We start from the raw sequence: 20,335 nt of genomic DNA, 5'->3' as shown, positions 1-20,335 counted from the left end.
GGGGTGCGCGGGGGCGCACGCGCGGCGCCCGTACACCCTGCCGCGCTTCGACTTCGGCGGCATGGGGCGCGGCGGTCGGGGTACGCGGGCGCCTGGAACGGGGCCCTGTGAGTGTGACCGACGGTAACCAGGTCTGTCCCCCCGGGCGCTCGTCGTGCGCGACGGGCCGCCAGGGAGGACATTTGTTCCTGAGTCCGGTCGCGCGGCCGTGCGAGGAGGTGGTCGGCGTGTCCGACGGGCAGTCGTCCGCGCAGGCGCCGGCAGCCGCCAGGACGCCGGTCGGCCGTCCCCTGCTGTCCCTGGCCCTGGCCTCGATGATGGACGAGGTGCACGCCCACTCCGGCGCGGTGTACCTGCTGGGACGGGACCAGCCGGTGCTGGAGATGGCGGTGATGGCGGGGCTGCCCCGGGCGTTCGCGGCGCCCTGGGAGCGGGTGGGGCTGAGCGCGCCGATCCCGGTCGCCGACGCGGCGCGCGAGCGGCGGCTGGTGTGGGTCGGCGGTGAGGAGGAGATGGCCCGCCGCTACCCGCGGATCGCCATGGTGCTGCCGTATCCGTTCGCCCTGGCCGCCGTGCCGGTGGCCACCGAGTCCACCGTGTACGGCGCGGTGTTCGTGACCTGGCCGGGCGGGCACCCGCCGGAGCTGTCCGACCGGGAGCGCGAGCATCTGACGGCGGCCTGCGGGCGGCTGGCGGTCCGGCTGGAGCGGGCCGCCGAGCACAGCATTCCGCCGCACCCCGAGACGGATCTGGTCGCCTCGCCGCTGGTGGGCGGGATGGCCGGCACGCTCGGCACGGTCGAGGCGGCCCGGATGGTGAGCCGGCTGCCGTACGGGCTGGTCTCCCTGGATCTGCACGGGCGGATCGGTTTCGTCAACGCGGCGGCGGCCGAGCTGCTGAACGTCCCGGTCAGCCGACTGCTCGGCACACAGCTGTGGGCGTCGGTGCCGTGGCTCAACGACCCGGTGTACGAGGACCGTTACCGGGCCGCGCTGATGAGCCAGCACACCGCCTCGTTCGTGGCGCTGCGCCCGCCCGGCGAGTGGCTGTCGTTCCGGTTGTACCCGAGCACGACGGGCCTCAGCGTCCGGATCACCAGGGCCCGGGCCGTGGCGGAGATGAACCGGACCGCACCGCCGCCCGACGGGACGCCGACCCGGCTGGTCACCATCACGCAGGTGCTGAACCTGGCCAGTGCGCTCACCGAGGCGGTGGGGGTGCAGGACGTGGTGCAGCTGGTCGCGGACGAGATCGCCCCGGCCGTGGGCAGCCAGGCCCTGGTTCTGCTGGGCTCGCGGGCCAACCGGCTGCGGGTGCTCGGGCATCGCGGGTACCGGGGCGCGAACGTGGTGGAACGGTTCGACGGGATGCCGCTGACCGAGCCGACCCCCGGCACACAGGTGCTGCGGACGGGCGTGCCCGCCTTCTTCGAGTCGCAGGAACAGCTGGAGCGCCTCTACCCTGCGCGGGTCGCGACGCCCGACGGGTTCGCGGCCTGGGCCTATCTGCCGCTGATCGCCCAGGGACGGCCGGTGGGGACGTGCGTGCTCTCCTACACCGAGCCGCACCCCTTCCCGACGGAGGAACGGGCGGTGATGACCAGCCTGGCCGGGCTCATCGCCCAGGCGCTGGAGCGGGCACTGCTCTACGACGCCAAGCACCGGCTCGCACACGGCCTCCAGGAGGCGCTGCTGCCGCACTCCCTGCCGTCGCTGCCCGGCATCGAGGCGGCCGCCCGCTATGTGCCGGCCACGCAGGGCATGGACATCGGCGGCGACTTCTACGACCTGGTGCGCACCCAGGGCATGGCGGCTGCGGTGATCGGGGACGTGCAGGGCCACAACGTCACGGCGGCCGGGCTGATGGGGCAGGTCCGCACCGCGGTGCGCGCGTACACGGCCGTGGGCCAGGCGCCCGAGGAGGTCATGCGCAGCACCAACCGGCTGCTGCTGGACCTGGGGGCCGACCTGTTCGCAAGCTGCCTGTACCTGCGGCTCGACCCGGCGCGCGGCCGGGCCGTGATGTCGCGGGCGGGTCATCCGCCGCCGCTGCTGAGACGCCCGGACGGGCGGGTGCGCGTGCTCGACCTGGCCGGCGGCCCACTGCTGGGCATCGACGCCTCCGCGGTGTACCCGACGACGGAGGTCGCCTTCGCCCCCGGCTCCCTGCTCGTCCTCTACACCGACGGGCTGGTCGAGTCCCCCGGCACCGACTTCGAGGAGGCCCTCGCGGCCCTGGGCCGTCGCCTGACCGACGCCGGGGACCAGCCGCTGGACGAACTGGCCGACAGCCTCGTCCGCCCGGAGCGCCACCGCACGGACGGGGAGGAACGACTCGACGACATCGCCCTGTTGCTGCTCAGGGCCGTCGGTTAGGGCCCCGGCGTTCCGCTCTCCCGCGGAACTCCGCTGACACGCGAACGGACCGGCCCTCCCGCCGAAGGACCGGCCCACTCCACCACCGGCCGGAACAACGGCTCAGGCCGGTCGGTGGCTCGAAACTCCGGTGGACCGGCCCGGTCCCGCCAGGAAGGGGGCGGGACAGGGCCGGCATCGTCGGACCGGCTGCCGACGTCTCCGGGTCAGCGGGACTCGGTCAGACCCGAGTGGTCCTCGGCACCCTGGCCCGCGTCCTGGCCGGCGCCCGCACCGGCTCCGGCGCCCGCTTCCTCGCCTCCGGCCTGCTCACCGGCACCAGCGCCGGCCTCTTCACCGGCACCAGCCTCGCCGCCGGCACCGGCTTCACCGGCACCAGCCTCGCCGCCGGCTCCGGCTTCCTCACCGGCACCCGCTTCCTCACCGGCACCGGCACCAGCGCCGGCGTCCTCACCAGCACCGGCTTCCTCGCCGGCACCGGCCTCTTCGCCCGCGCCGCCTGCCGCGCCGCCCGCGCCGAGGGTCGCGCCGACCGCCTCCAGGGCGGTGGTCACCGGCTGGAAGAACGTCTCGCCGCCGGCCGTGCAGTCACCGCTGCCGCCCGAGGTCAGGCCGATCGCGAGACCGTCCTGGGTGAACAGGGAGCCGCCGCTGTCGCCGGGCTCGGCGCAGACGTTGGTCTGGATGAGGCCGGTGACCGTGCCCTCCGGGTAGTTCACCGTGGCGTCGAGTCCGAGGACCTGGCCGTCGGCGAGCCCAGTGGTGCTGCCCATCCGGAAGACCTCCTGGCCGACGGTCGCCTCCGCGGCCTCGGTGATCTGGACGGTCTGGTCGCCGGTGTTGACCTCGCTGGGCGCCTCGGTCGCCGGGTCGTCGTACTTCACGAGCGCGAAGTCGCCGTCGCCGGGGAAGGTCGACTGGTCGACGGTGGCGATCGGCTGGCCGCCCTGCGTGTCCGACCACTCGTTGCCGCCAAGGGTGCAGTGACCGGCCGTCAGGAAGGCCGGCGAGCCGTCGCCCGCGGTGACGTTGAAGCCGAGGGAGCAGCGCGAGCCACCCGCGAAGATGGCGTCACCGCCGGAGACGAACGGCTTGAAGGTGCCCGAGGACTTCTTGAGGGTCGCCATACCGGAGCCGAGGCTCTGCACGGTGGACTCCAGTCTGTCCCACTTGGCACCGGTGACGGTGCTGTCGGCCGTCACCAGGAGCTTGTTCGTGCGCGGGTCGATCGACCACGAGGTGCCCGCGATGGTCGCGTCCGACTTCAGGGTCTGCGCCCCGCTCTTCAGCTCCGACCAGCTGTTGTCGACCTCGCGGACCTTCGCACCCGCCGCCTTCGCCTGCACGACCACGTTGTTGTTGTCGCCCGGTACGACGTTGACGACGAGCTGCTGGCTGTCGCTGTCGTAGTAGGAGCCGCCGAACGCCTCACCGAGGAGCCCGGAGAGCTGCGAGGCGAGATCCGAGGCGTCGCCCGCCTTCAGGGTCTTCGGCGCGGCCGCCGCGCCGTCGGACGAACCGTCCTGCGAGGCGTTGGCGTTGGGGAGCAGGATCGCGGCCGCGCCGAGCGCCACCACGCTGCCCGCCGCTATCGCGGCCTTGCGCTTCGGAATTCGCTTGTGACTCAAACTTCTCTCCTCCTGGGGAACGGAGTAGGTGCCGCCGTCCGGCAGCTTCGGGGGGCGCCTGGATGGCTGTTGGTACGCACGGGCTTCCTGGGGCGTTCAATTCCGTTTGCAAGTGATCCGTTCGCATCACGGAATCAGCCAACTCCCGCCGCTCGCGCACCGAACCGCACGGCCTGCGTCCGTCCTGGTCGCAGCGGCGCGCCGGAGGAGCTGAAGAGTGACGGCCCACGACCACCCATGGCCGGATGACGGCGTTTCAGTCACAGCCCCGGTGACGACCCGTCGAACCAACACGGTCCGTATCCGACCGGAAGCGGTCTGTTGTGATCGCCGAATCGAATCCCACCTTCAGCGAATCTGCACATCGAATGCTCAACCCGGTCACCGAGTCGAGGGTTATCCGCGCGCCGGCCGCGTCGGTCATGCCTTTGGGGCGGGAGTGCCGGATTCGCCGTTCCGCAGGACAAGGGGCCAGATGCGCCGATGCCGTACCCCATGTGAAGAAGTCGCCAGGAAGGCGTGCCCACACCTGCACTCTTCGGTGCCTCTGGGGCGCAAGTTGCCTGGTGAGACGGCTGGTTGATTGGAAGCCCGCGCCCGCAGCGTGCTTTGATCCATCGCACCGCGGGGGCCGCACAGGGCACTCGGAAACGAGAGTCCGGCACCCGCGGTCGCGGCCGTCATCTGTCCCCAGAGGGGGCCGCTCCCCCCTTGTGAGATATCCATACGGAAGGAAGTTCCATCATGAACTCCACCCCCCAGGTTGAGACCGTCGAGATCGCCGACGCCGAGCTCGACGCCGTCTCCGGCGGCCTGTCCGTGAACGCCGTGAACACCGTCACCGACACGGTCGACGGCATCGCCCCGGTTTCCGGCCTGGTCAACACGGCCGTCGGCACCGTTGAGGGCGCCACCGGCCTGAACACGGCCCCGGTCACCAACCTGGTCGCCGGTCTCTGATCGAGCCCCAGTGCCGTTGAGTCCCGGAGCCGCAGCCGGCGGTTCCGGGATCTTCGGGTGCCGTAGCAGCCTCTGCCACGGCCGTAAGAACCTCTTCTACGGGTGAGGGAAGTTCCTTGCAGTTCCGCCAACAGGCCCTCGCCAAGCTCCAGTCGCCCGAGGAACTCGACCTGCCGGTGCGTTTCGCCCGCCCGCAGGGCTGGCTGGTGCTCTCGGTGACGGTCGTCGCGATGGCGGCCGCCTCGGTGTGGGCGGTGACCGGCTCGGTGACCTCCACGGTCAGCGCACCCGCCATCCTCACGCACGGGCAGGGCAGTTACCTCCTGCAGAGCCCCGTCGCCGGCCAGGTCACCGCGGTGCTCGCGAAGCAGGGCGAGACGTTGCCCGCGAACTCCCCTGTGCTCAAGGTCCGTACGCCCAAGGGCGAGACCGTCGTCCGCACGCTCGACGCGGGCCGTGTCTCCGCGCTCGCCGCGACCGTCGGGCAGATCATCCAGACCGGCGCGAACGTCGCCTCCGTCGAGAAGGTCGCCCACACCAAGGACGCCCTGTACGCGACGGTCTACGTCCCCGCCGAGAACGCCGCCTCGATCCCCGACGACGCCGCCGTCGACCTGACCGTGCAGCCGGTGCCGACCCAGGAGTACGGCGTGCTGCGCGGCCATGTGAAGTCGGTGGACCGCTCGGCCCAGTCCCCGCAGCAGATCGCCGCGTTCCTCGGGGACAGCCAGCTGGGCGAGCAGTTCACGAAGAAGGGCAGGCCGGTGGCCGTGACGGTCCGGCTGGACAAGTCGTCCGCCACAAAGAGCGGGTACAAGTGGTCGTCGGCGGACGGACCGCCGTTCAAGCTGAACTCCATGACGCTGGCCTCGGGGTCGATCAAGCTGGCCGACCAGCGTCCCGTCGACTGGCTGCTGCCGTGACCGCGACCGCACCGGAGACCCGGGGCCGGCGCCGCGCCGCCCCGCCCAAGCGCAAGGTGCCCAAGGCCGCGGCGAAGACCGTCCGCACGCCCACCGTGCTCCAGATGGAGGCCGTGGAGTGCGGTGCCGCCTCCCTCGCGATGGTGCTCGGCCACTACGGCAAGCACGTCCCGCTGGAGGAGCTGCGCATCGCCTGCGGCGTCTCCCGCGACGGCTCGCGCGCCAGCAACCTCCTCAAGGCCGCCCGCAGTTACGGCCTGACGGCCAAGGGCATGCAGATGGACCTGGCCGCCCTCGCCGAGGTGAAGTCGCCGGCCATCCTGTTCTGGGAGTTCAACCACTACGTCGTCTACGACGGCATGGGCCGCCGCTTCGGCCGCCGCGGCGTCTACATCAACGACCCCGGCAAGGGCCGCCGTTTTGTCCCCATGGAGGACTTCGACGGCAGCTTCACCGGTGTCGTGCTGGTCATGGAACCCGGCGAGGACTTCACCCGGGGCGGCCGCAAGCCCGGCATCCTCGGCGCCATGCCCGCGCGGCTGCGCGGCACCGCGGGCACCATGCCGGCCGCCGTCCTGGCGAGCCTGCTGCTGGTGGCGGTCGGCGCGGCGGTGCCCGCGCTCAGCAGGACCTACATCGACGAGTTCCTGATCGGGAACCAGACCTCGCTGCTGCCGACGCTGTTCGCGGCGATGGCGGCGTGTGTCCTGCTCACGGTCGTGCTCACCTGGCTCCAGCAGGCCAATCTGCTGCACGGCCGCATCATCTCCTCGACGCTGTCCAGCGCCCGCTTCCTGCGCCATCTGCTGCGGCTGCCGGTGACGTTCTTCTCCCAGCGCAGCCCGGCCGACCTGGTGCAGCGGCTGCAGTCCAACGACGCGGTCGCCGAGACGCTGTCGCGCGACCTCGCGGCGGCGGGCGTGGACGCGGTCGTCGTCGTCCTGTACGCGGTGCTGCTCTACACGTACGACCCGCAGCTGACGTTCGTCGGCATCGGCGTGGCGCTGCTGAACGTCGTGGCCATGCGGGTCGTCATCCGGCTGCGGGCCACGCGCACGGCGAAGCTGCGCGCCGACACGGCCCGGCTGACCAACACCGCCTACACCGGCCTTCAGCTGATCGAGACGATGAAGGCGACCGGCGGCGAGGACGGCTACTTCCGCAAGTGGGCCGGGCAGCACGCCACCACGCTGGAGGAGCAGCAGCGGCTCGGTGTGCCGAGTGCCTGGCTGGGCGTGGTCGCGCCGACGCTGGCCACCCTCAACAGCGCGCTGATCCTCTGGATCGGCGGTATGCGGGCGGTCGAGGGTCACATCTCGGTCGGTCTGCTGGTCGCCTTCCAGGCCCTGGTCACCCGGTTCACGGCCCCGCTGACCCGGCTCAACGGCGTCGCGGGCCGCATCCAGGACTTCGCGGCCGACGTGGCGCGGCTGAAGGACGTGGAGAACTTCAAGGCCGACCCGCTCTACGGCCGCCCCGAGTCCGGCGAGTCGACTCGCCGCCTCCAGGGCCACGTCGAGCTGGAGAACATCACCTTCGGCTACAGCCCGCTCGACAAGCCCCTGCTCACCGGCTTCGACCTGACGGTCGGTCCCGGGCAGCAGGTGGCGCTGGTCGGCGGGTCCGGCAGCGGCAAGTCCACGGTGTCGAGGCTGATCTCCGGCCTGTACGCGCCGTGGGAGGGCGTGATCCGCATCGACGGGCAGCGCATCGAGGACATTCCGCGCGGGGCGCTGGCCGCCTCCGTCTCCTTCGTCGACCAGGACGTGTTCCTCTTCGAGGGCACGGTCCGCGACAACGTGGCGCTGTGGGACCCGTCGATCCCGGACGAGGCGGTGGAGGACGCGCTGCGCGACGCCGCCCTGCTCGACGTGATCACGCGGCGTCCGGGCGGCATCCACAGCAAAGTCGAGCAGGACGGACGCAACTTCTCCGGCGGGCAGCGCCAGCGCCTGGAGATCGCGCGGGCGCTGGTGCGCCGGCCGAGCATCCTGGTGCTCGACGAGGTGACGAGCGCGCTGGACGCGGAGACCGAGCTGGTCGTGATGGACAACCTGCGCAGGCGCGGCTGTGCCTGCGTGGTGATCGCGCACCGGCTCAGCACCGTCCGCGACAGCGACGAGATCGTCGTCCTCCAGCACGGCACGATCGTGGAGCGGGGACGGCACGAGGACCTGGTGGCGCGCGGCGGAGCGTACGCGGCACTGGTCAGGGAGCGGTGAGATGACGGCCGTTCAGGGACACGAGGGTGACCTCGTCCTCAACGCGTTCGGGCAGATGGGCCAGCGCATCGACTGCGCCGGGTTCAACCGCCTGGACCTGGAGGGCCCGCAGGTGCTGTGGCTGGTCGCGTCGGGTGCCGTCGACCTGTTCGCGGTGGACGCCGGCGGGCAGGGCCACTGGCACCACCTGGGCCGGCTGGAGGCGGGCTCTCTGGTGCTCGGCCCGGTGGCGGGACCCCAGCACACGCTGGTGGCCCGCCCGCTGCGGGACTGCGTGGTGCACCGCATCGGCCTGCGCGAGCTGTACCAGCCCGCCAACACCGCGACCTGGTCGTACGACGAGTACGGCAACCCGCAGTACGTGCCGCCGACGACGAGCCCGCTGGAGTACGCCCTCGCCCTGGGCGTCGGCCGCAGCCTGTCGATCCTCTTCCAGGCGCCGATGGCGACCGAGCGGGCCGCCGCGCCCACCGACGACGACGTGTTCTGGATGCAGGTTCCGCCCGGCAGCGTGCAGTACGGCTCGCTGTACGGCGCGGAGGCCGCCGCCGACCTGCTGATGGACCCGGCGCTGTGGCAGTCCATGGTCGACCAGCAGTACCGGCTGCTGACCACGCTGGACCGCTGGATCGAGCAGCTGGAGCGCACCCACGAGTCGCGCACGGCCGAAGGCATCAAGGCCGGTGAGGCGGTACGCGCCCAGGCCGACCAGACCCTGCTCGCCTCCATCGGGAAGCGGTCGTCGAAGCGGACCACCGCGGCCGACGCCGACGCCACGTACGCGGCGTGCAAGCTCGTCGCGCAGGCCGCCGGGATCAGCCTCACCGAGCCCACGCAGAAGGGCACCGGCGGGGACCGCCTCGACCCGGTCGAGCAGGTCGCCCTGGCCTCCCGCGTCCGCACCCGGGCCGTGCGCCTGGACGGCCGCTGGTGGCGGGACAACGTCGGGCCGCTGGTCGGTCACCGGGCCCTGTCCGGCGCGCCGGTGGCACTGCTGTGGCGGCGCGGCGGATACGTCGCCGTCCATCCGTCCACCGGCCGTGAGACACCGGTCGAGAAGGCCAACGCCGACGAGTTCGAGCCGCGCGCGGTGATGTTCTACCGCCCGCTGCCCGAGCGGGGTCTCAGCCCGCTGAGGCTGCTGCGGTTCTGCATGCAGGGCACGCGCGGCGACCTGACGGGGCTGCTGCTCAGCGGACTGGTCACGGTGGCGATCGGCGCCCTGGTGCCCATCGCGACCGGCAAGGTGCTCGGCGAGTTCGTGCCGAAGGCGCAGACGGACCTCATCGTGCAGGTGTGTCTGGCGGTGATGCTCACCAGCGTGGTGTCGGCGGCCTTCATGCTGTTGCAGAACCTGACCATCCTGCGGCTGGAGGGCCGCGTCGAGGCCACGCTCCAGCCGGCCGTGTGGGACCGGCTGCTGAGGCTGCCGACGAGGTTCTTCACCGAGCGCTCCACCGGCGAGTTGGCCAGCGCGGCCATGGGCATCAGCTCGATCCGCAGACTGCTGGCGGGAGTCGGGCCGACGGTCGCCCAGTCGGTGACGGTCGGGGCGATGAATCTCGGGCTGCTGCTGTGGTTCAGCGTGCCGATGGCCATGGCCGCGATCGGCATGCTCGTGGTCATCGCGGCCGTGTTCCTGGGGCTCGGGCTGTGGCAGGTGCGCTGGCAGCGGCGGCTGGTCGTGCTCAGCAACAAGCTGAACAACCAGGCCTTCCAGACCCTGCGCGGGCTGCCCAAGCTGCGGGTGGCCGCCGCCGAGAACTACGCGTACGCCGCGTGGGCGTCCCAGTTCGCGCGCAGCCGTGAGCTCCAGCAGAAGGTCGGCCGCATCAAGAACCTCACGTCGGTGCTGGGCGCGGTGTACCTGCCGCTGTGCACGCTGCTGATGTTCATGCTGCTGGCGGGTCCGGCCCGGGGCTCGATGTCGGCGGCCGCGTTCCTCACCTTCAACACCTCGGTGACGATGGTGCTGACCTCGGTGACCCAGCTGACGAACGCCTTCGTCTCGGCCGTGGCCGCCCTGCCGCTGTTCGAAGAGATCAAGCCGGTGCTGGACGCGACGCCGGAGGTGCGCACGGCGAGCACGCGCCCGGGTCCGCTGTCCGGGGCGCTGGAGGCGCGGCGGCTGTCCTTCCGCTACTCGGACGACGGTCCGCTGGTGCTGGACGACGTGTCGTTCGAGGTGCGGCCGGGCGAGTTCGTCGCGGTCGTCGGACCGAGCGGCTGCGGCAAGTCGACGCTGCTGCGCCTGCTGATCGGCTTCGACCGCCCGGTGTCGGGCAGCGTCCTCTACGACGGTCAGGACCTGGCCGCGCTCGACCAGTCGGCGGTGCGCCGCCAGTGCGGGGTGGTGCTCCAGCACGCGCAGCCGTTCACCGGCTCGATCCTGGACGTCATCTGCGGCACCGAGCCGTACACGCCCGAGGAGGCGATGGCGGCGGCCGAGATGGCCGGGCTCGCCGAGGACATCAAGCGGATGCCGATGGGCCTGCACACGATCGTCTCGGGCAGCGGCGCCGTCTCGGGCGGCCAGCGCCAGCGGCTGATGATCGCCCAGGCGCTGATCCGCCGGCCGCGGATCCTCTTCTTCGACGAGGCGACCAGCGCCCTCGACAACGAGACCCAGCGCACCGTCATCGAGAGCACCAAGGCCCTCAACGCCACCCGGATCGTCATCGCCCACCGGCTGTCGACCGTGCTGGACGCCGACCGGGTCGTGGTGATGGAGGACGGCAAGGTCGTCCAGCAGGGCCCGCCCGCCCAGCTGCTCGCCGACACCGGCGGCCGGCTGCACGAGCTGGTGCGGCGCCAGATGGCGTGACGATGCCCGGTCCGTCCGGTGGCGCGTCTTCGCCGTACGCCGGGGCCCCGACCGTTGGGTTCTCCCGGAAGTGGGTACCCACGGCCCATGCGAATCAGCGTGGTGGACGTGGGATCGAACACGGTCAGACTGGTGGTCGCGGACGCGGACGGTGGCGTACCGCTTCCGGTGCACACCGCCAAGTGGCGGCTCCGGCTGTCCGAGCAGGTCACACCGGGGGGACCCATCCCTGAGCAGGCCGTCGAACAACTGGTGCACGCGGTCGCCGAGGCGAGCCGGACCGCCGCCCGGTGGGGCGCGGCGGCCCCACCGGCGTTCGCGACCGCCGTGGTGCGCGGCGCGTCGAACCGGCACGAGGTGCTGCACGCCGTCCGGACCCGTACCGGCGTGGACCTGTGCACCCTGCCGGGCGAGGTCGAGGCGGAGCTGACGTTCCTCGGGGCCCGGCGCTGGATGGGCTGGCGATCGGGTCCGCTCGCCCTGCTCGACATCGGCGGCGGCTCGCTCGAAGTCGCCTTCGGACGCGGCCGGTTGCCCGATTTCGTGGCCTCGCTGCCGCTGGGCGCGGGGCGGCTCACCCACGAGTTCTTCAAGGACGAGGACCCACCGTCACCGGAGCGGGTGCGGGCACTGCGCCGCAAGGTCCGCCACCAGCTGCGGGACGTCGCGGCGCGGATCCGCTGGGAGGGCCCGCGCACCGCGGTCGCCACCTCGCGCACGTTCCAGCAGCTGGGACGGCTGTGCGGTACGGCGCCCGGACGCCACGGCCCGTTCGTGGACCGGGAGTTGCACCGCGCGGCGCTGCGGGAGGCGATCCCTCGGCTGGCCGCCCTGCCCGCCGCGGAACGCGCGCAGCTGCCGGGCATCTCCGCCCCGCGGGCGGCGCAGAGCCTGGCCGGGGCGGTCGTCGCGCACACCGCGATGAAACTGACCGGCCTCAGGTCCGTCACGGTGTGCCCCTGGGCGATCCGCGAGGGCGTGCTGCTGCGGCACATCGAGGACGGCCCGGCCTGGTGGGCGGAGGTCACCCGCCGCACCGAGGAGGCTGCCCCTCCCGACCCGGTGCCGCTGCGCATCGCCACCGCCTCCACCTGATCGCCGGCAGACGACAACGGACGCACCGAACGCAGGAAGGAGACCCCCGTGTCCCAGGACAACCATCACGACGGCTCCGACAAGAAGCCCGAGACGGCGCTGGAGGAGGTGCTGCGCGAGATCGAGGATGCCGAGAACCGCACCGAGGACTCCGCCGAGCAGCGGCGCCACCGGGGCGAGGCCGGAGAGGCCATCACCCCCAACACGCGCGCCCAGGAGGAGTCCCACGGGGACTGAAGGGAAGGACCGGGCGAGGCCGGGCTACTGGGGCGGCGGGCCGAGCGGCCGCTGCGCCAGGGCCCGCGCCACGCCGACCAGGTTGGCCGCCATGGCCCGCCCGGTCGACCGCGACCAGTCGCGGCCGCGCTCGGCGTCCAGGAAGCTGGGCCCCGGGCCCGGCCCCTGGTTCCAGTAGGTCCACGCCTGACCGGGGATCGTGTAGCCGATGTCCTCCAGGGCGCCCGTGATCTCGTTGATCACATGGTGCGCCCCGTCCTCGTGGCCGGTGACGACCACGCCCGCCACCCGGTTGCAGGCGACCGGCCGGCCCTCGTCGTCGGTCTCGGACATCATCGCGTCCATCCGCTCCAGCACCCCCTGGGCGACGGAGGACGGCCCGCCGAGCCAGGTCGGCGAGGCGATGACGAGGAGCTCGGACTCCAGCAGCCGGTCGTGCACGCCCGGCCAGGCATCGCCCTCGTGCACCGGCTCGCTGGTCACCCCCGGGCCGATGTCCAGGTCGACCGCCCGCACGACATCGACGGCGGCACCCTCCTTCTCCAGCTGCTCGACGACGACGCTCGCCAGTGCCTCGGTGTTCGAGGTCTCCGGCGACTTCTTGAGGGTGCCACGAGTGCCTTCATGAGGTGCCGGAGTACCCCTGCGCGCCGGTGCTACGCGGGTAGGTGACTCCGGACGCCGGCCGGGTACCCGCCCGGCATGGAGCACGACCGTGGAGCACCAGGACTGCCCGCCCCGCGCGGCCCGCTGAGCGGGGGCGTCGAGGCGTATCTGCGGGGTGCGGGGCGGCTGCCCCGCCTCGAGGACGTCGCCCGGGCCGCGGTGTACGGCGAGGATCTCCAGCTCGCCCTGTACGTGTGCTACGAGCTGCACTACCGCGGGTTCGCCGGCGTGTCCCCCGACCACGAATGGGACCCCGAGCTGCTGCGCACCCGCGCGGCCCTGGAGCACCGCTTCCTGTCGGCCCTGCGCGCCGACGCCCGGGTCCACGACAGCGTGGACGAGGCGCTGGCGGACCTCCTGGTAGAACCCGTCGACGGCACGGGCGTCAGCCACTTCCTGCGCGACGAGGGCGAGCTGTGGCATCTGCGCGAGTACGCGGCCCAGCGGTCTCTGTACCACCTCAAGGAGGCGGACCCGCACGCCTGGGTGCTGCCGCGGCTGTGGGGCCGGGCGAAGGCCGGGATGGCGGCCGTGGAGTTCGACGAGTGGGGCGGCGGCCGGGCCGACCGGGTGCACGCCCGGCTGTTCGCCGACCTGATGACTGACCTGGGCCTGGACACCACCTATGGCCGCTATCTCGACGCGGCGTGCGCCGAGGCGCTGGTCACGGTGAACCTCATGTCCCTCTTCGGCCTGCACCGGGCCCTCAGGGGCGCCCTGGTCGGCCACTTCGCGACGGTCGAGATCACGTCGTCGCCGGGTTCCCGGCGGCTCGCCGAGGCGATGCGCCGCACCGGCGCCGGGCCGGCGGCCGAGCACTTCTACGACGAGCACGTCGAGGCCGACGCGGTCCACGAGCAGGTGGTGCGCCATGACGTCATCGGCGGTCTGCTGGCGGAGGAGCCGCACCTGGCCGCGGATGTCGCGTTCGGGATCGACGCCACCGGGTTCGTCGAGGACCGCTTCGGCGCCCGGCTGCTCGCCGACTGGCGTGCGTCACGTTCGTCACTGTGTGCACCGATTGCCACTGAAGCTGCCCATATCTCCTGAATGCCCGGGTACCCGAGCGTCGTGAACCCACTTGTGCCCCCGGGCGTGTACGCCCCGCAGGAAGACACCGAGCTGCTGGCCGGAACCTTGTCCGACGAGCCGTTGCCGCCGGGCGCGGAGGTCCTGGACGTCGGCACCGGCACCGGTGCCCTGGCCCTGGAGGCCGCGCGCCGGGGCTTTCGCGTCACGGCTGTGGACGTGTCCCGCAGGGCGGTGTGGGCCGCACGGCTGAACGCCGTACGGGCGGGGCTCCCGGTCCGCATCCGGCACGGCAATCTCTTCGATCCGGTGCGCGGCGAGTCGTTCGACCTGATCCTGGCCAACCCGCCGTACGTGCCGGCGCCGGACGGCACCCGACGCCCGCGGGGCGCGGCCCGCGCCTGGGACGCGGGCGACGACGGACGGCTGGTCGTGGACCGGATCTGCCGGGAGGCACCTGACCTGCTGCGTCCGGGCGGGGTGCTGCTGCTGGTGCAGTCCGCGCTCAGCGGCCCGGACCTGACCGTCGGCCATCTGCGCTCCTCGGGCCTGAAGGCCGCGGTGACGCGCCGGCGGCGGATCGCGTTCGGCCCGGTGCTGCGCGACCGGGAACGCTGGCTGCGGGAGCGGGGGCTGCTGCCCGCCGCCGAGGACAAGGAAGAGCTGGTGGTCGTCCGTGCCGAACTCCCCGTCTGACCGGTCCGCGGCGCCGCGCCGCGTCACGGTCCAGCGCAAGGGCCCGCTGCTGTTGGAGGGCCCCGTCGAAGTGGAGCTGGAGGACGGTTCCGTGGTCACCTCGGACCGCTTCCGCGTGGCCCTGTGCACCTGTCGCCGCAGCCGCCGCTATCCGTGGTGCGACACGAGCCACCGCGACCGGGCCTGAGCCCGGCGCACGGTGGCCGGTGAGCCCAGGGGCCGGCGGGCGGCCCCACTCCGCCCGCCGGCCCCCTTGTGCGAGATCGCAGGTCCCCGCGACAGCGGCCCGGCTCCCCAGCCTCGAACCGCTGTGCCTCACGGGAACAGCGCGATCCCGGTCCCTCAGAACGCGAAGACGCCGGAACCGTAGGCGTTCTTCACGCACTCGTTGGAGAACGTGCGCTCGTACGAGACCCTCTGGCCCTGCCAGACACCGTCGACGGTGACGACGACCGGGTCGTACTGCTTGGTGCACATCACGCCGTCCTTGGCGGTCAGGGCGCGGATGTCGCCGCCGACGCCGCGCAGTTCCGCGCAGGCGGAGGCGGCGACCGGGTGCGTGCCGGAGGGCGTCGGGGCACAGGTCAGGGTGACCGCGCGTTCCGGAGTCGCTTCGGTCGCGCTCTCACCGTGGCCCACCGTGAGAACGAGGGCCGACGGGGCGTAGAGCGCGGTGGGGGCCTGATCCGGAGTGGCGAGCGCGGACCCGGTGAGGGGTCCGCAGACGGCGGTGGCCGTCAAGCCGAGAGTCATGGCCCAGCGCGCGGTGTTCCGCATTGTGTGCATCCTTCCGCTCGATTACAGGGTGTGCCGGCCCGTGCTCGGTCGGTGCCCGGGACGGCGAACGCGAGTCTGCCGAGTCCGTCGCCGAAGCACACATCGACCCCACCGGTTTCAGTAACCTTGCGTGTTGAATCAGTGGCGTGAAGTTACGGAATCGACCCACGTGAAGCCCGTAACCGCACGGGTTCCGGGGACGCGAAGCGGCCAGATGGCCGATTCCCACGCGTTCGTTAATAGGCCTGAAACATTCCGATTCCGCTCTCGGCCAACTGCTTTGTCACCCCTTGTGTTCATGCTCTGGCCGAGTAATCGTCATTACATGATTACGACAGAGCAGCGAGAGAAACTGCGCGGCTGGTTCGCCGGCCGCCTTCCCGACGACCTCTTCGAGGAACTGACCGAGATCACGGTCGACCGCGAGGAGATCACCGTGATCGGCCGCATCCCCGCACCCCGGCTGGCCGAGGACGCCCCGGCCGCCGAGCGGGAGGCGGCTCTGGAGAGCCGGGTGCAGGAGTTCCGGGAACGCACGCGCGAGGACCGGATGGCCGTGGCCAGGGAGGCCGAGCACCGGTTCGGCCGGAAGGTGTCCTGGGGTGTGGAGTGCGGCGGGCGGCGATCGCTCTTCACGCACGTGGCCGCGCCCGTCATGACGCGGCTGCGCCAGCCGGAGCGCCAGGTCCTCGACACCCTGATCGCCGGCGGCGTCGCCCGCAGCCGCAGTGATGCGCTGGCCTGGTGCGTACGCCTGGTCCAGCGCCACACCGACGACTGGCTCGCGGAGTTGCGCGACTCCCTCGAACACGTGCAGCGGGTCCGGGCCCAGGGGCCGGACGCCGAGCCGGATCAAGCCGGTCACGCCGGGCACACGGATGACGAGGAGTGACCACAGGGTGTACCGCCCCTGACCCACCGTCGCCCATACCGCTGGGTATCGTCGGCCGTGAAGCACGGTCTCGACGAGGAGACGACGAGAGGCGGCTGCGTACGGTGGGCAAACACTGGGCGGACTTCCAGTACGAGATCTATCTGAACGGGATGACGGGTGCCGTTCCCCGGCTGCCCACCGATCTGACCCGGCTGGAGGAGCTGACCGAGCAGCGGCTCGGGCCCGGCCCGGTCGGCTATGTGGCGGGCAGCGCGGGCAACGGCAGCACGGCCCGCGCCAACCGGGCCGCCCTGGAGCGTCGCCGGATCGTGCCGCGCATGCTGCGGGACGTGCACGAACGGGACCTGTCGGTCGAGGTGCTGGGCCGTGCCCTGCCGGCCCCGCTGGCGCTGGCTCCGGTCGGCGTGCTGTCGATCATGCACCCGGACGCCGAGTCCGCCGCGGCCCGGGCCGCCGCCGCGCAGGGCGTGCCCTTCGTCCTGTCGTCCGCGTCGAGCACGCCCATGGAGCAGGTCGCCGAGGCGATGGGTGACGCCGAGCGGTGGTTCCAGCTGTACTGGCCCAGGGACCCGGAGGTGGCCCGCAGTTTCCTGAACCGGGCGAAGGCGGCCGGGTTCAGGGTCCTCGTGGTCACTCTGGACACGCCGCTGCTGGCGTGGCGGCCGCGCGATCTCGACCAGGCGTATCTGCCGTTCCTGCACGGAGTCGGCACGGCCAACTACTTCTCGGACCCGGCCTTCCAGGCGGGTCTGGCCAAGCCGGTGCACGAGGATCCGAACGCGGCCGTGATGCGCTTCGTCGGGATGTTCGCCGACCCGGCGAAGTCCTGGCCGGACCTTGCGTTCCTGCGGGAGAACTGGGACGGCCCGATCGTCCTCAAGGGCGTGCTGCACCCGGACGACGCCCGGCAGGCAGCGGAGGCGGGCATGGACGGCGTCGTCGTCTCCAACCACGGCGGGCGCCAGGTGGCCGGGTCCGTCGCTGCGGCCGACGCGCTGCCCCGCGTCGCGCAGGCCGTCGGCGACCGGCTCACCGTCCTCTTCGACAGCGGCATCCGCACCGGCGACGACATCTTCAAGGCGCTCGCCCTCGGCGCCCGCGCCGTCCTCGTCGGCCGCCCGTACGTCTACGGTCTCGGCCTCGACGGCCGGCCGGGCGTCGAACACGTCATCCGCTGCCTGCTGGCCGAACTCGACCTGACCCTCGCCCTGTCGGGCCATGCCACGCCGGGCACGATCGGTCCGGCCGACCTCGTCGAGGACCCGGCCTGAGAAGCGGGGCCGCGCGACGCGTGCGCCGCGCGGCCCCGCTCAGGCGCCTGGGCCCCTGCTCACGCCGTCGGGCCCTGGGGCAGGGTCACCTGCCGGGCCGTCGGCCCCTCCTGCTCCTCGATCGACAGGGAACCCGCCGTGGTCGGCGCGGGCTCGGCCTGCCAGCGCTGTGCGTCGGAGCGGTCGCGGACCTTGACGACGATGTCGGCACCGGGGTCGTCATGGGTGGCGGCGAGGGCGAGCTGCTCGTCCCAGCGGGGCAGCAACTGCCCCTGCACGGTGAGGTCGTAGCGCACGTCGTCGGTCCGCTCGGTGTCCTCCTCGGCGCAGGTGCCGAGGACGACGACGCCCGCGTCCTTGTGCGAGTCCAGGCACAGGCCGGGATCGGCGACGCTGCGCAGCAGCCCGTCGTTCTCGTACGTCCACTGCTGGGTCCATGCCGCCGAGCACTCGGCCAGCTCGGTCCCCGCGCCCTCCTTCGGCCGGTCCCGGACGTCGAGGCACAGGTCGGCGCCGGCGTTGCGCAGCCGTGTCACGCCCGGTGCCGTGGGAAGCCCGGCCGTGTCGGGCGGGGTCACGGAACCGGCGCCGTTGCCGCCGGCGGCACTGTTGGAGCCGGCCGGGTCGGCCTGGCCGCCGTCGTAAGTGGACGCGTTGATGATGAGCACGGTCGCCAGCACCCCGGCCGACACCGCGCCGACGCCCGAGAGCAGCGCCCGGGAGGAGCGCAGCGCGTCCGGGATCCGCACGCCCTGGACCCGGCGGACCTGCGCGGGGATCCGGGACAGCAGGCGGTGGCGTCCGCCTCCGGGCCGCCCGTCACCGCGTCCCGCGCCGCGCCGGCCCGCGCGTCCGCCCCGCGTGCCGTGCGAGGTCCGGCCCGGGCGCGAGTCGAGGTAGCGGCGGGCGCCCCAGCCGAGGACCGCTTCGGCGATCAGCAGGCCGAGCCCGCCCTCGAAATGGCTCAGTTGTTCGGCAGCGTCACGGCAGTAGCGGCACTGAGCCAGATGCTCCTGGACGTCGGGCAGCAGTGCGCCGCCCCGGCGGATCGGCACGTCGAGGAGGCGGTTGTAGAAGCGGCAATCCTGCGTCGGCGCGAGTTCACTATGGGCATGTACACAACCCTCGCGGAATTTATCACGCGCTTGTTCGAGTGCGGCCGACGCGAGGTCCGTATCCATGCCCAGCAGACCGGCCGGGACGCTTAAAGGATCGGCCTCGACCTCGACATGCCAGAGCAAACAGCGCGCGGCTGCGGGAAGTGCCTGAAATGCCCGCTCCGCGAGGACGCGATTTTCGGGCGTCATGGACGTCGCCGCCCGCAGCCCGCGCCCTCCGGCCGGTTTCTGCAACGCCGGCAGTACGGCGGATATTCGATCGTCGCCGGACCACTCGCGGACCGTGTCGCGCACGGTCACCAGAAGCGCCGGGCGCAGCGCGACGGCCGACTCACCGAAGGCGAGGCGGTTCAGGGTCCGGTGGAAGGCGGTCCCGGTGACCATCTCCGCGGCCTGCGCCGACGAGGCGAGACAGATGACCGCGTACTCGTACACCGGCTGCCAGTGCCGCGCCATCAGCAGCGCGACGGAATGGGCGGCGACCCCGCCCTCCGGGCTGCCTCTCAGCGGGGCGGCGAGAGATTCATCGGATTCCCCGGGATCCCCGCCGGGCGGGGGATACGGAGGGCGAGGGGGGTGGGGGGTGGGCACTGAGATGGTTCCTTCCCACGCGCATGTGGCACCAGAAGTCCTGCCGCCGAAAAAGGAGCCCGATTGGTGCGTACCTTTTTGACGGGGCGCGGGAGGTGCGAATTCACCGACGGCGAATCGGACCCGGTCTACAAAACGCGTGCGACACCCGGCCATTCCCCCCGCACGTGTGTTTCACTCTTGCACAACCCCCACACGACCAACAAGGCGCCGGTGCAACATCAAGCCCATTGACAGAAAGTCAGAAATGGGAACACGCGCAGGTCGTTCGTACCGGTTTTCGACCTTTCAGATCTGCCAGGACCGCAGCCGGTCCGCCGCACCGTAGACGTCCGTCGTGCCGGACATCAGGTCGCGGGCGAGGTCGACGAGGGCGCCGTAGGGCGGGTCGATGCCGACGCCGCTGACGAACATGTACGCCACGGCCGTCGCACACGCGAAGCGGGCGTTGGCCGACGGGAGCGGCCGCAGCAGGGTGATGGTGTGCAACAGCGCGGCGGCTCGCCAGGCCGGGTCGGAGTTGACGCCGAGACGGGGCGGGTCGACACGGTGCCGGGCGACCGCGGCCACCAACGCGGAGAAGTCGTTGATGGTGGGCTGGTCCGGCAGGACCTCTTCGTGGCGCTGGAGCAGCCAGGGCACGTCGATATGGAGGACGGGTGCCATCGGTCAGGCAGCCCGCCCCTCGCCCTTGGCGGGCGGTTCGTCGTCCGGGAAGGCGGCGGCGAACTCGTCGGCGTGGGTCGCGAAGAACCTGCGGAAGGCCTCCGCGCCCTCCTGCAGCGCCCGGTGGCGGGCTATGTCGGCGGCGGCCGCCTCGCGCACGAGTGCCTTCATGGACGTACCGCGCTCCTTGGCGATCTGCCGCAGGTCCTCAAGTTCGCGGTCGCTGAACTCCACGTTGAGAGCTGGCATGCCTTCACGGTACCGCTCGGGTACTGACTCGTAAATACTCCCAGGTCAGGGGGTCGAGCCGACGGTACCGAAGGCGGTGGGCCGCAGGCCATCCGCTGAGATCTGCATCACAT

The 20,335-nt window shown here is 72.1% G+C and carries 17 protein-coding genes and 1 pseudogene; 12 read left to right on the top strand and 6 right to left on the bottom strand.

The genetic code is table 11. The features are described from left to right. Nucleotides 1–227: 227 nt before the first annotated feature. The gene (locus ABZ192_RS38745; protein ID WP_356929155.1) at nucleotides 228–2,375 is read left to right on the top strand and encodes a SpoIIE family protein phosphatase; all 2,148 of its coding nucleotides are present in this window, start codon (nucleotides 228–230) and stop codon (nucleotides 2,373–2,375) included. A 206-nt stretch (nucleotides 2,376–2,581) separates the two neighbouring features. Here the strand turns inward: ABZ192_RS38745 and ABZ192_RS38740 are convergent, their stop codons facing one another. Next, nucleotides 2,582–4,003: a S1 family peptidase gene (locus ABZ192_RS38740; protein ID WP_356929154.1), complete on the bottom strand. Its 1,422-nt coding sequence runs from the start codon at nucleotides 4,001–4,003 to the stop codon at nucleotides 2,582–2,584. Nucleotides 4,004–4,747: 744 nt separating this feature from the next. On the opposite strand from ABZ192_RS38740, the gene ABZ192_RS38735 reads away from it, so the two are divergent. The 6 genes from ABZ192_RS38735 to ABZ192_RS38710 all read left to right on the top strand — a co-directional run bounded on the left by ABZ192_RS38735 (nucleotide 4,748) and on the right by ABZ192_RS38710 (nucleotide 12,264). Further along, the gene (locus ABZ192_RS38735; protein WP_086851420.1) at nucleotides 4,748–4,963 is read left to right on the top strand and encodes a type A2 lantipeptide; all 216 of its coding nucleotides are present in this window, start codon (nucleotides 4,748–4,750) and stop codon (nucleotides 4,961–4,963) included. Between the two features lie 116 nt (nucleotides 4,964–5,079). After that, on the top strand, nucleotides 5,080–5,886 hold the full coding sequence (locus tag ABZ192_RS38730; RefSeq protein WP_356929153.1) for an HlyD family efflux transporter periplasmic adaptor subunit: 807 nt from the start codon (nucleotides 5,080–5,082) through the stop codon (nucleotides 5,884–5,886). Then, the gene (locus ABZ192_RS38725; RefSeq protein WP_356929152.1) at nucleotides 5,883–8,108 is read left to right on the top strand and encodes an NHLP family bacteriocin export ABC transporter peptidase/permease/ATPase subunit; all 2,226 of its coding nucleotides are present in this window, start codon (nucleotides 5,883–5,885) and stop codon (nucleotides 8,106–8,108) included. Before ABZ192_RS38730 ends, ABZ192_RS38725 begins: the two co-directional genes overlap by 4 nt. A 1-nt stretch (nucleotide 8,109) precedes the next feature. After that, nucleotides 8,110–10,932: an NHLP bacteriocin export ABC transporter permease/ATPase subunit gene (locus ABZ192_RS38720; protein WP_356929151.1), complete on the top strand. Its 2,823-nt coding sequence runs from the start codon at nucleotides 8,110–8,112 to the stop codon at nucleotides 10,930–10,932. A gap of 87 nt (nucleotides 10,933–11,019) precedes the next feature. Beyond that, nucleotides 11,020–12,027 (top strand): Ppx/GppA family phosphatase, encoded by a 1,008-nt coding sequence (locus ABZ192_RS38715; RefSeq protein WP_356929150.1) that lies wholly within the window; start codon nucleotides 11,020–11,022, stop codon nucleotides 12,025–12,027. A gap of 48 nt (nucleotides 12,028–12,075) precedes the next feature. After that, a complete protein-coding gene (locus ABZ192_RS38710) occupies nucleotides 12,076–12,264 on the top strand; it encodes a hypothetical protein (RefSeq protein WP_356929149.1) in 189 nt (62 codons plus the stop codon). Between the two features lie 24 nt (nucleotides 12,265–12,288). On the opposite strand, the pseudogene ABZ192_RS38705 reads toward ABZ192_RS38710, so the two are convergent. After that, nucleotides 12,289–12,890, bottom strand: a pseudogene (locus ABZ192_RS38705) (NAD(P)H-dependent oxidoreductase). Between the two features lie 76 nt (nucleotides 12,891–12,966). Here ABZ192_RS38705 and ABZ192_RS38700 point away from each other — a divergent pair. Genes ABZ192_RS38700 through ABZ192_RS38690 form a run of 3 tightly spaced genes read left to right on the top strand, consistent with a single transcriptional unit; the run spans nucleotide 12,967 to nucleotide 14,842 of the window. Beyond that, nucleotides 12,967–13,980, top strand: a complete 1,014-nt coding sequence (locus ABZ192_RS38700) for an iron-containing redox enzyme family protein (protein ID WP_356929148.1) — start codon at nucleotides 12,967–12,969, stop codon at nucleotides 13,978–13,980. Beyond that, complete coding sequence (locus tag ABZ192_RS38695; protein ID WP_356929147.1) at nucleotides 13,981–14,655, top strand: HemK2/MTQ2 family protein methyltransferase; 675 nt, start codon at nucleotides 13,981–13,983, stop codon at nucleotides 14,653–14,655. Then, complete coding sequence (locus tag ABZ192_RS38690) at nucleotides 14,636–14,842, top strand: CDGSH iron-sulfur domain-containing protein (protein ID WP_356929146.1); 207 nt, start codon at nucleotides 14,636–14,638, stop codon at nucleotides 14,840–14,842. Before ABZ192_RS38695 ends, ABZ192_RS38690 begins: the two co-directional genes overlap by 20 nt. A 155-nt stretch (nucleotides 14,843–14,997) precedes the next feature. Here ABZ192_RS38690 and ABZ192_RS38685 read toward each other — a convergent pair whose 3' ends face one another. Then, complete coding sequence (locus ABZ192_RS38685; protein WP_356929145.1) at nucleotides 14,998–15,432, bottom strand: protease inhibitor; 435 nt, start codon at nucleotides 15,430–15,432, stop codon at nucleotides 14,998–15,000. Nucleotides 15,433–15,757: 325 nt separating this feature from the next. On the opposite strand from ABZ192_RS38685, the gene ABZ192_RS38680 reads away from it, so the two are divergent. Both ABZ192_RS38680 and ABZ192_RS38675 read left to right on the top strand, forming a co-directional pair. Beyond that, nucleotides 15,758–16,324, top strand: coding sequence for a hypothetical protein (locus ABZ192_RS38680; protein ID WP_356929144.1), 567 nt, complete (start codon nucleotides 15,758–15,760; stop codon nucleotides 16,322–16,324). Nucleotides 16,325–16,428: 104 nt separating this feature from the next. Then, nucleotides 16,429–17,598, top strand: a complete 1,170-nt coding sequence (locus tag ABZ192_RS38675) for a lactate 2-monooxygenase (protein ID WP_356929143.1) — start codon at nucleotides 16,429–16,431, stop codon at nucleotides 17,596–17,598. Nucleotides 17,599–17,657: 59 nt separating this feature from the next. Here ABZ192_RS38675 and ABZ192_RS38670 read toward each other — a convergent pair whose 3' ends face one another. The 3 genes from ABZ192_RS38670 to ABZ192_RS38660 all read right to left on the bottom strand — a co-directional run bounded on the left by ABZ192_RS38670 (nucleotide 17,658) and on the right by ABZ192_RS38660 (nucleotide 20,222). Beyond that, nucleotides 17,658–19,307: an RICIN domain-containing protein gene (locus ABZ192_RS38670; RefSeq protein ID WP_356929142.1), complete on the bottom strand. Its 1,650-nt coding sequence runs from the start codon at nucleotides 19,305–19,307 to the stop codon at nucleotides 17,658–17,660. Nucleotides 19,308–19,595: 288 nt separating this feature from the next. After that, complete coding sequence (locus ABZ192_RS38665; protein WP_029181218.1) at nucleotides 19,596–19,973, bottom strand: hypothetical protein; 378 nt, start codon at nucleotides 19,971–19,973, stop codon at nucleotides 19,596–19,598. A gap of 3 nt (nucleotides 19,974–19,976) precedes the next feature. Then, complete coding sequence (locus ABZ192_RS38660; RefSeq protein ID WP_030845137.1) at nucleotides 19,977–20,222, bottom strand: hypothetical protein; 246 nt, start codon at nucleotides 20,220–20,222, stop codon at nucleotides 19,977–19,979. Between the last annotated feature and the right edge of the window lie 113 nt (nucleotides 20,223–20,335).

Origin of the sequence: Streptomyces sp. NPDC006235, from assembly GCF_040613735.1 — a bacterium.
GTDB lineage: Bacteria > Actinomycetota > Actinomycetes > Streptomycetales > Streptomycetaceae > Streptomyces.
The sequence above is the reverse complement of the archived record's forward strand: the minus strand, read 5'-3'. Positions and strand labels throughout refer to the sequence as shown.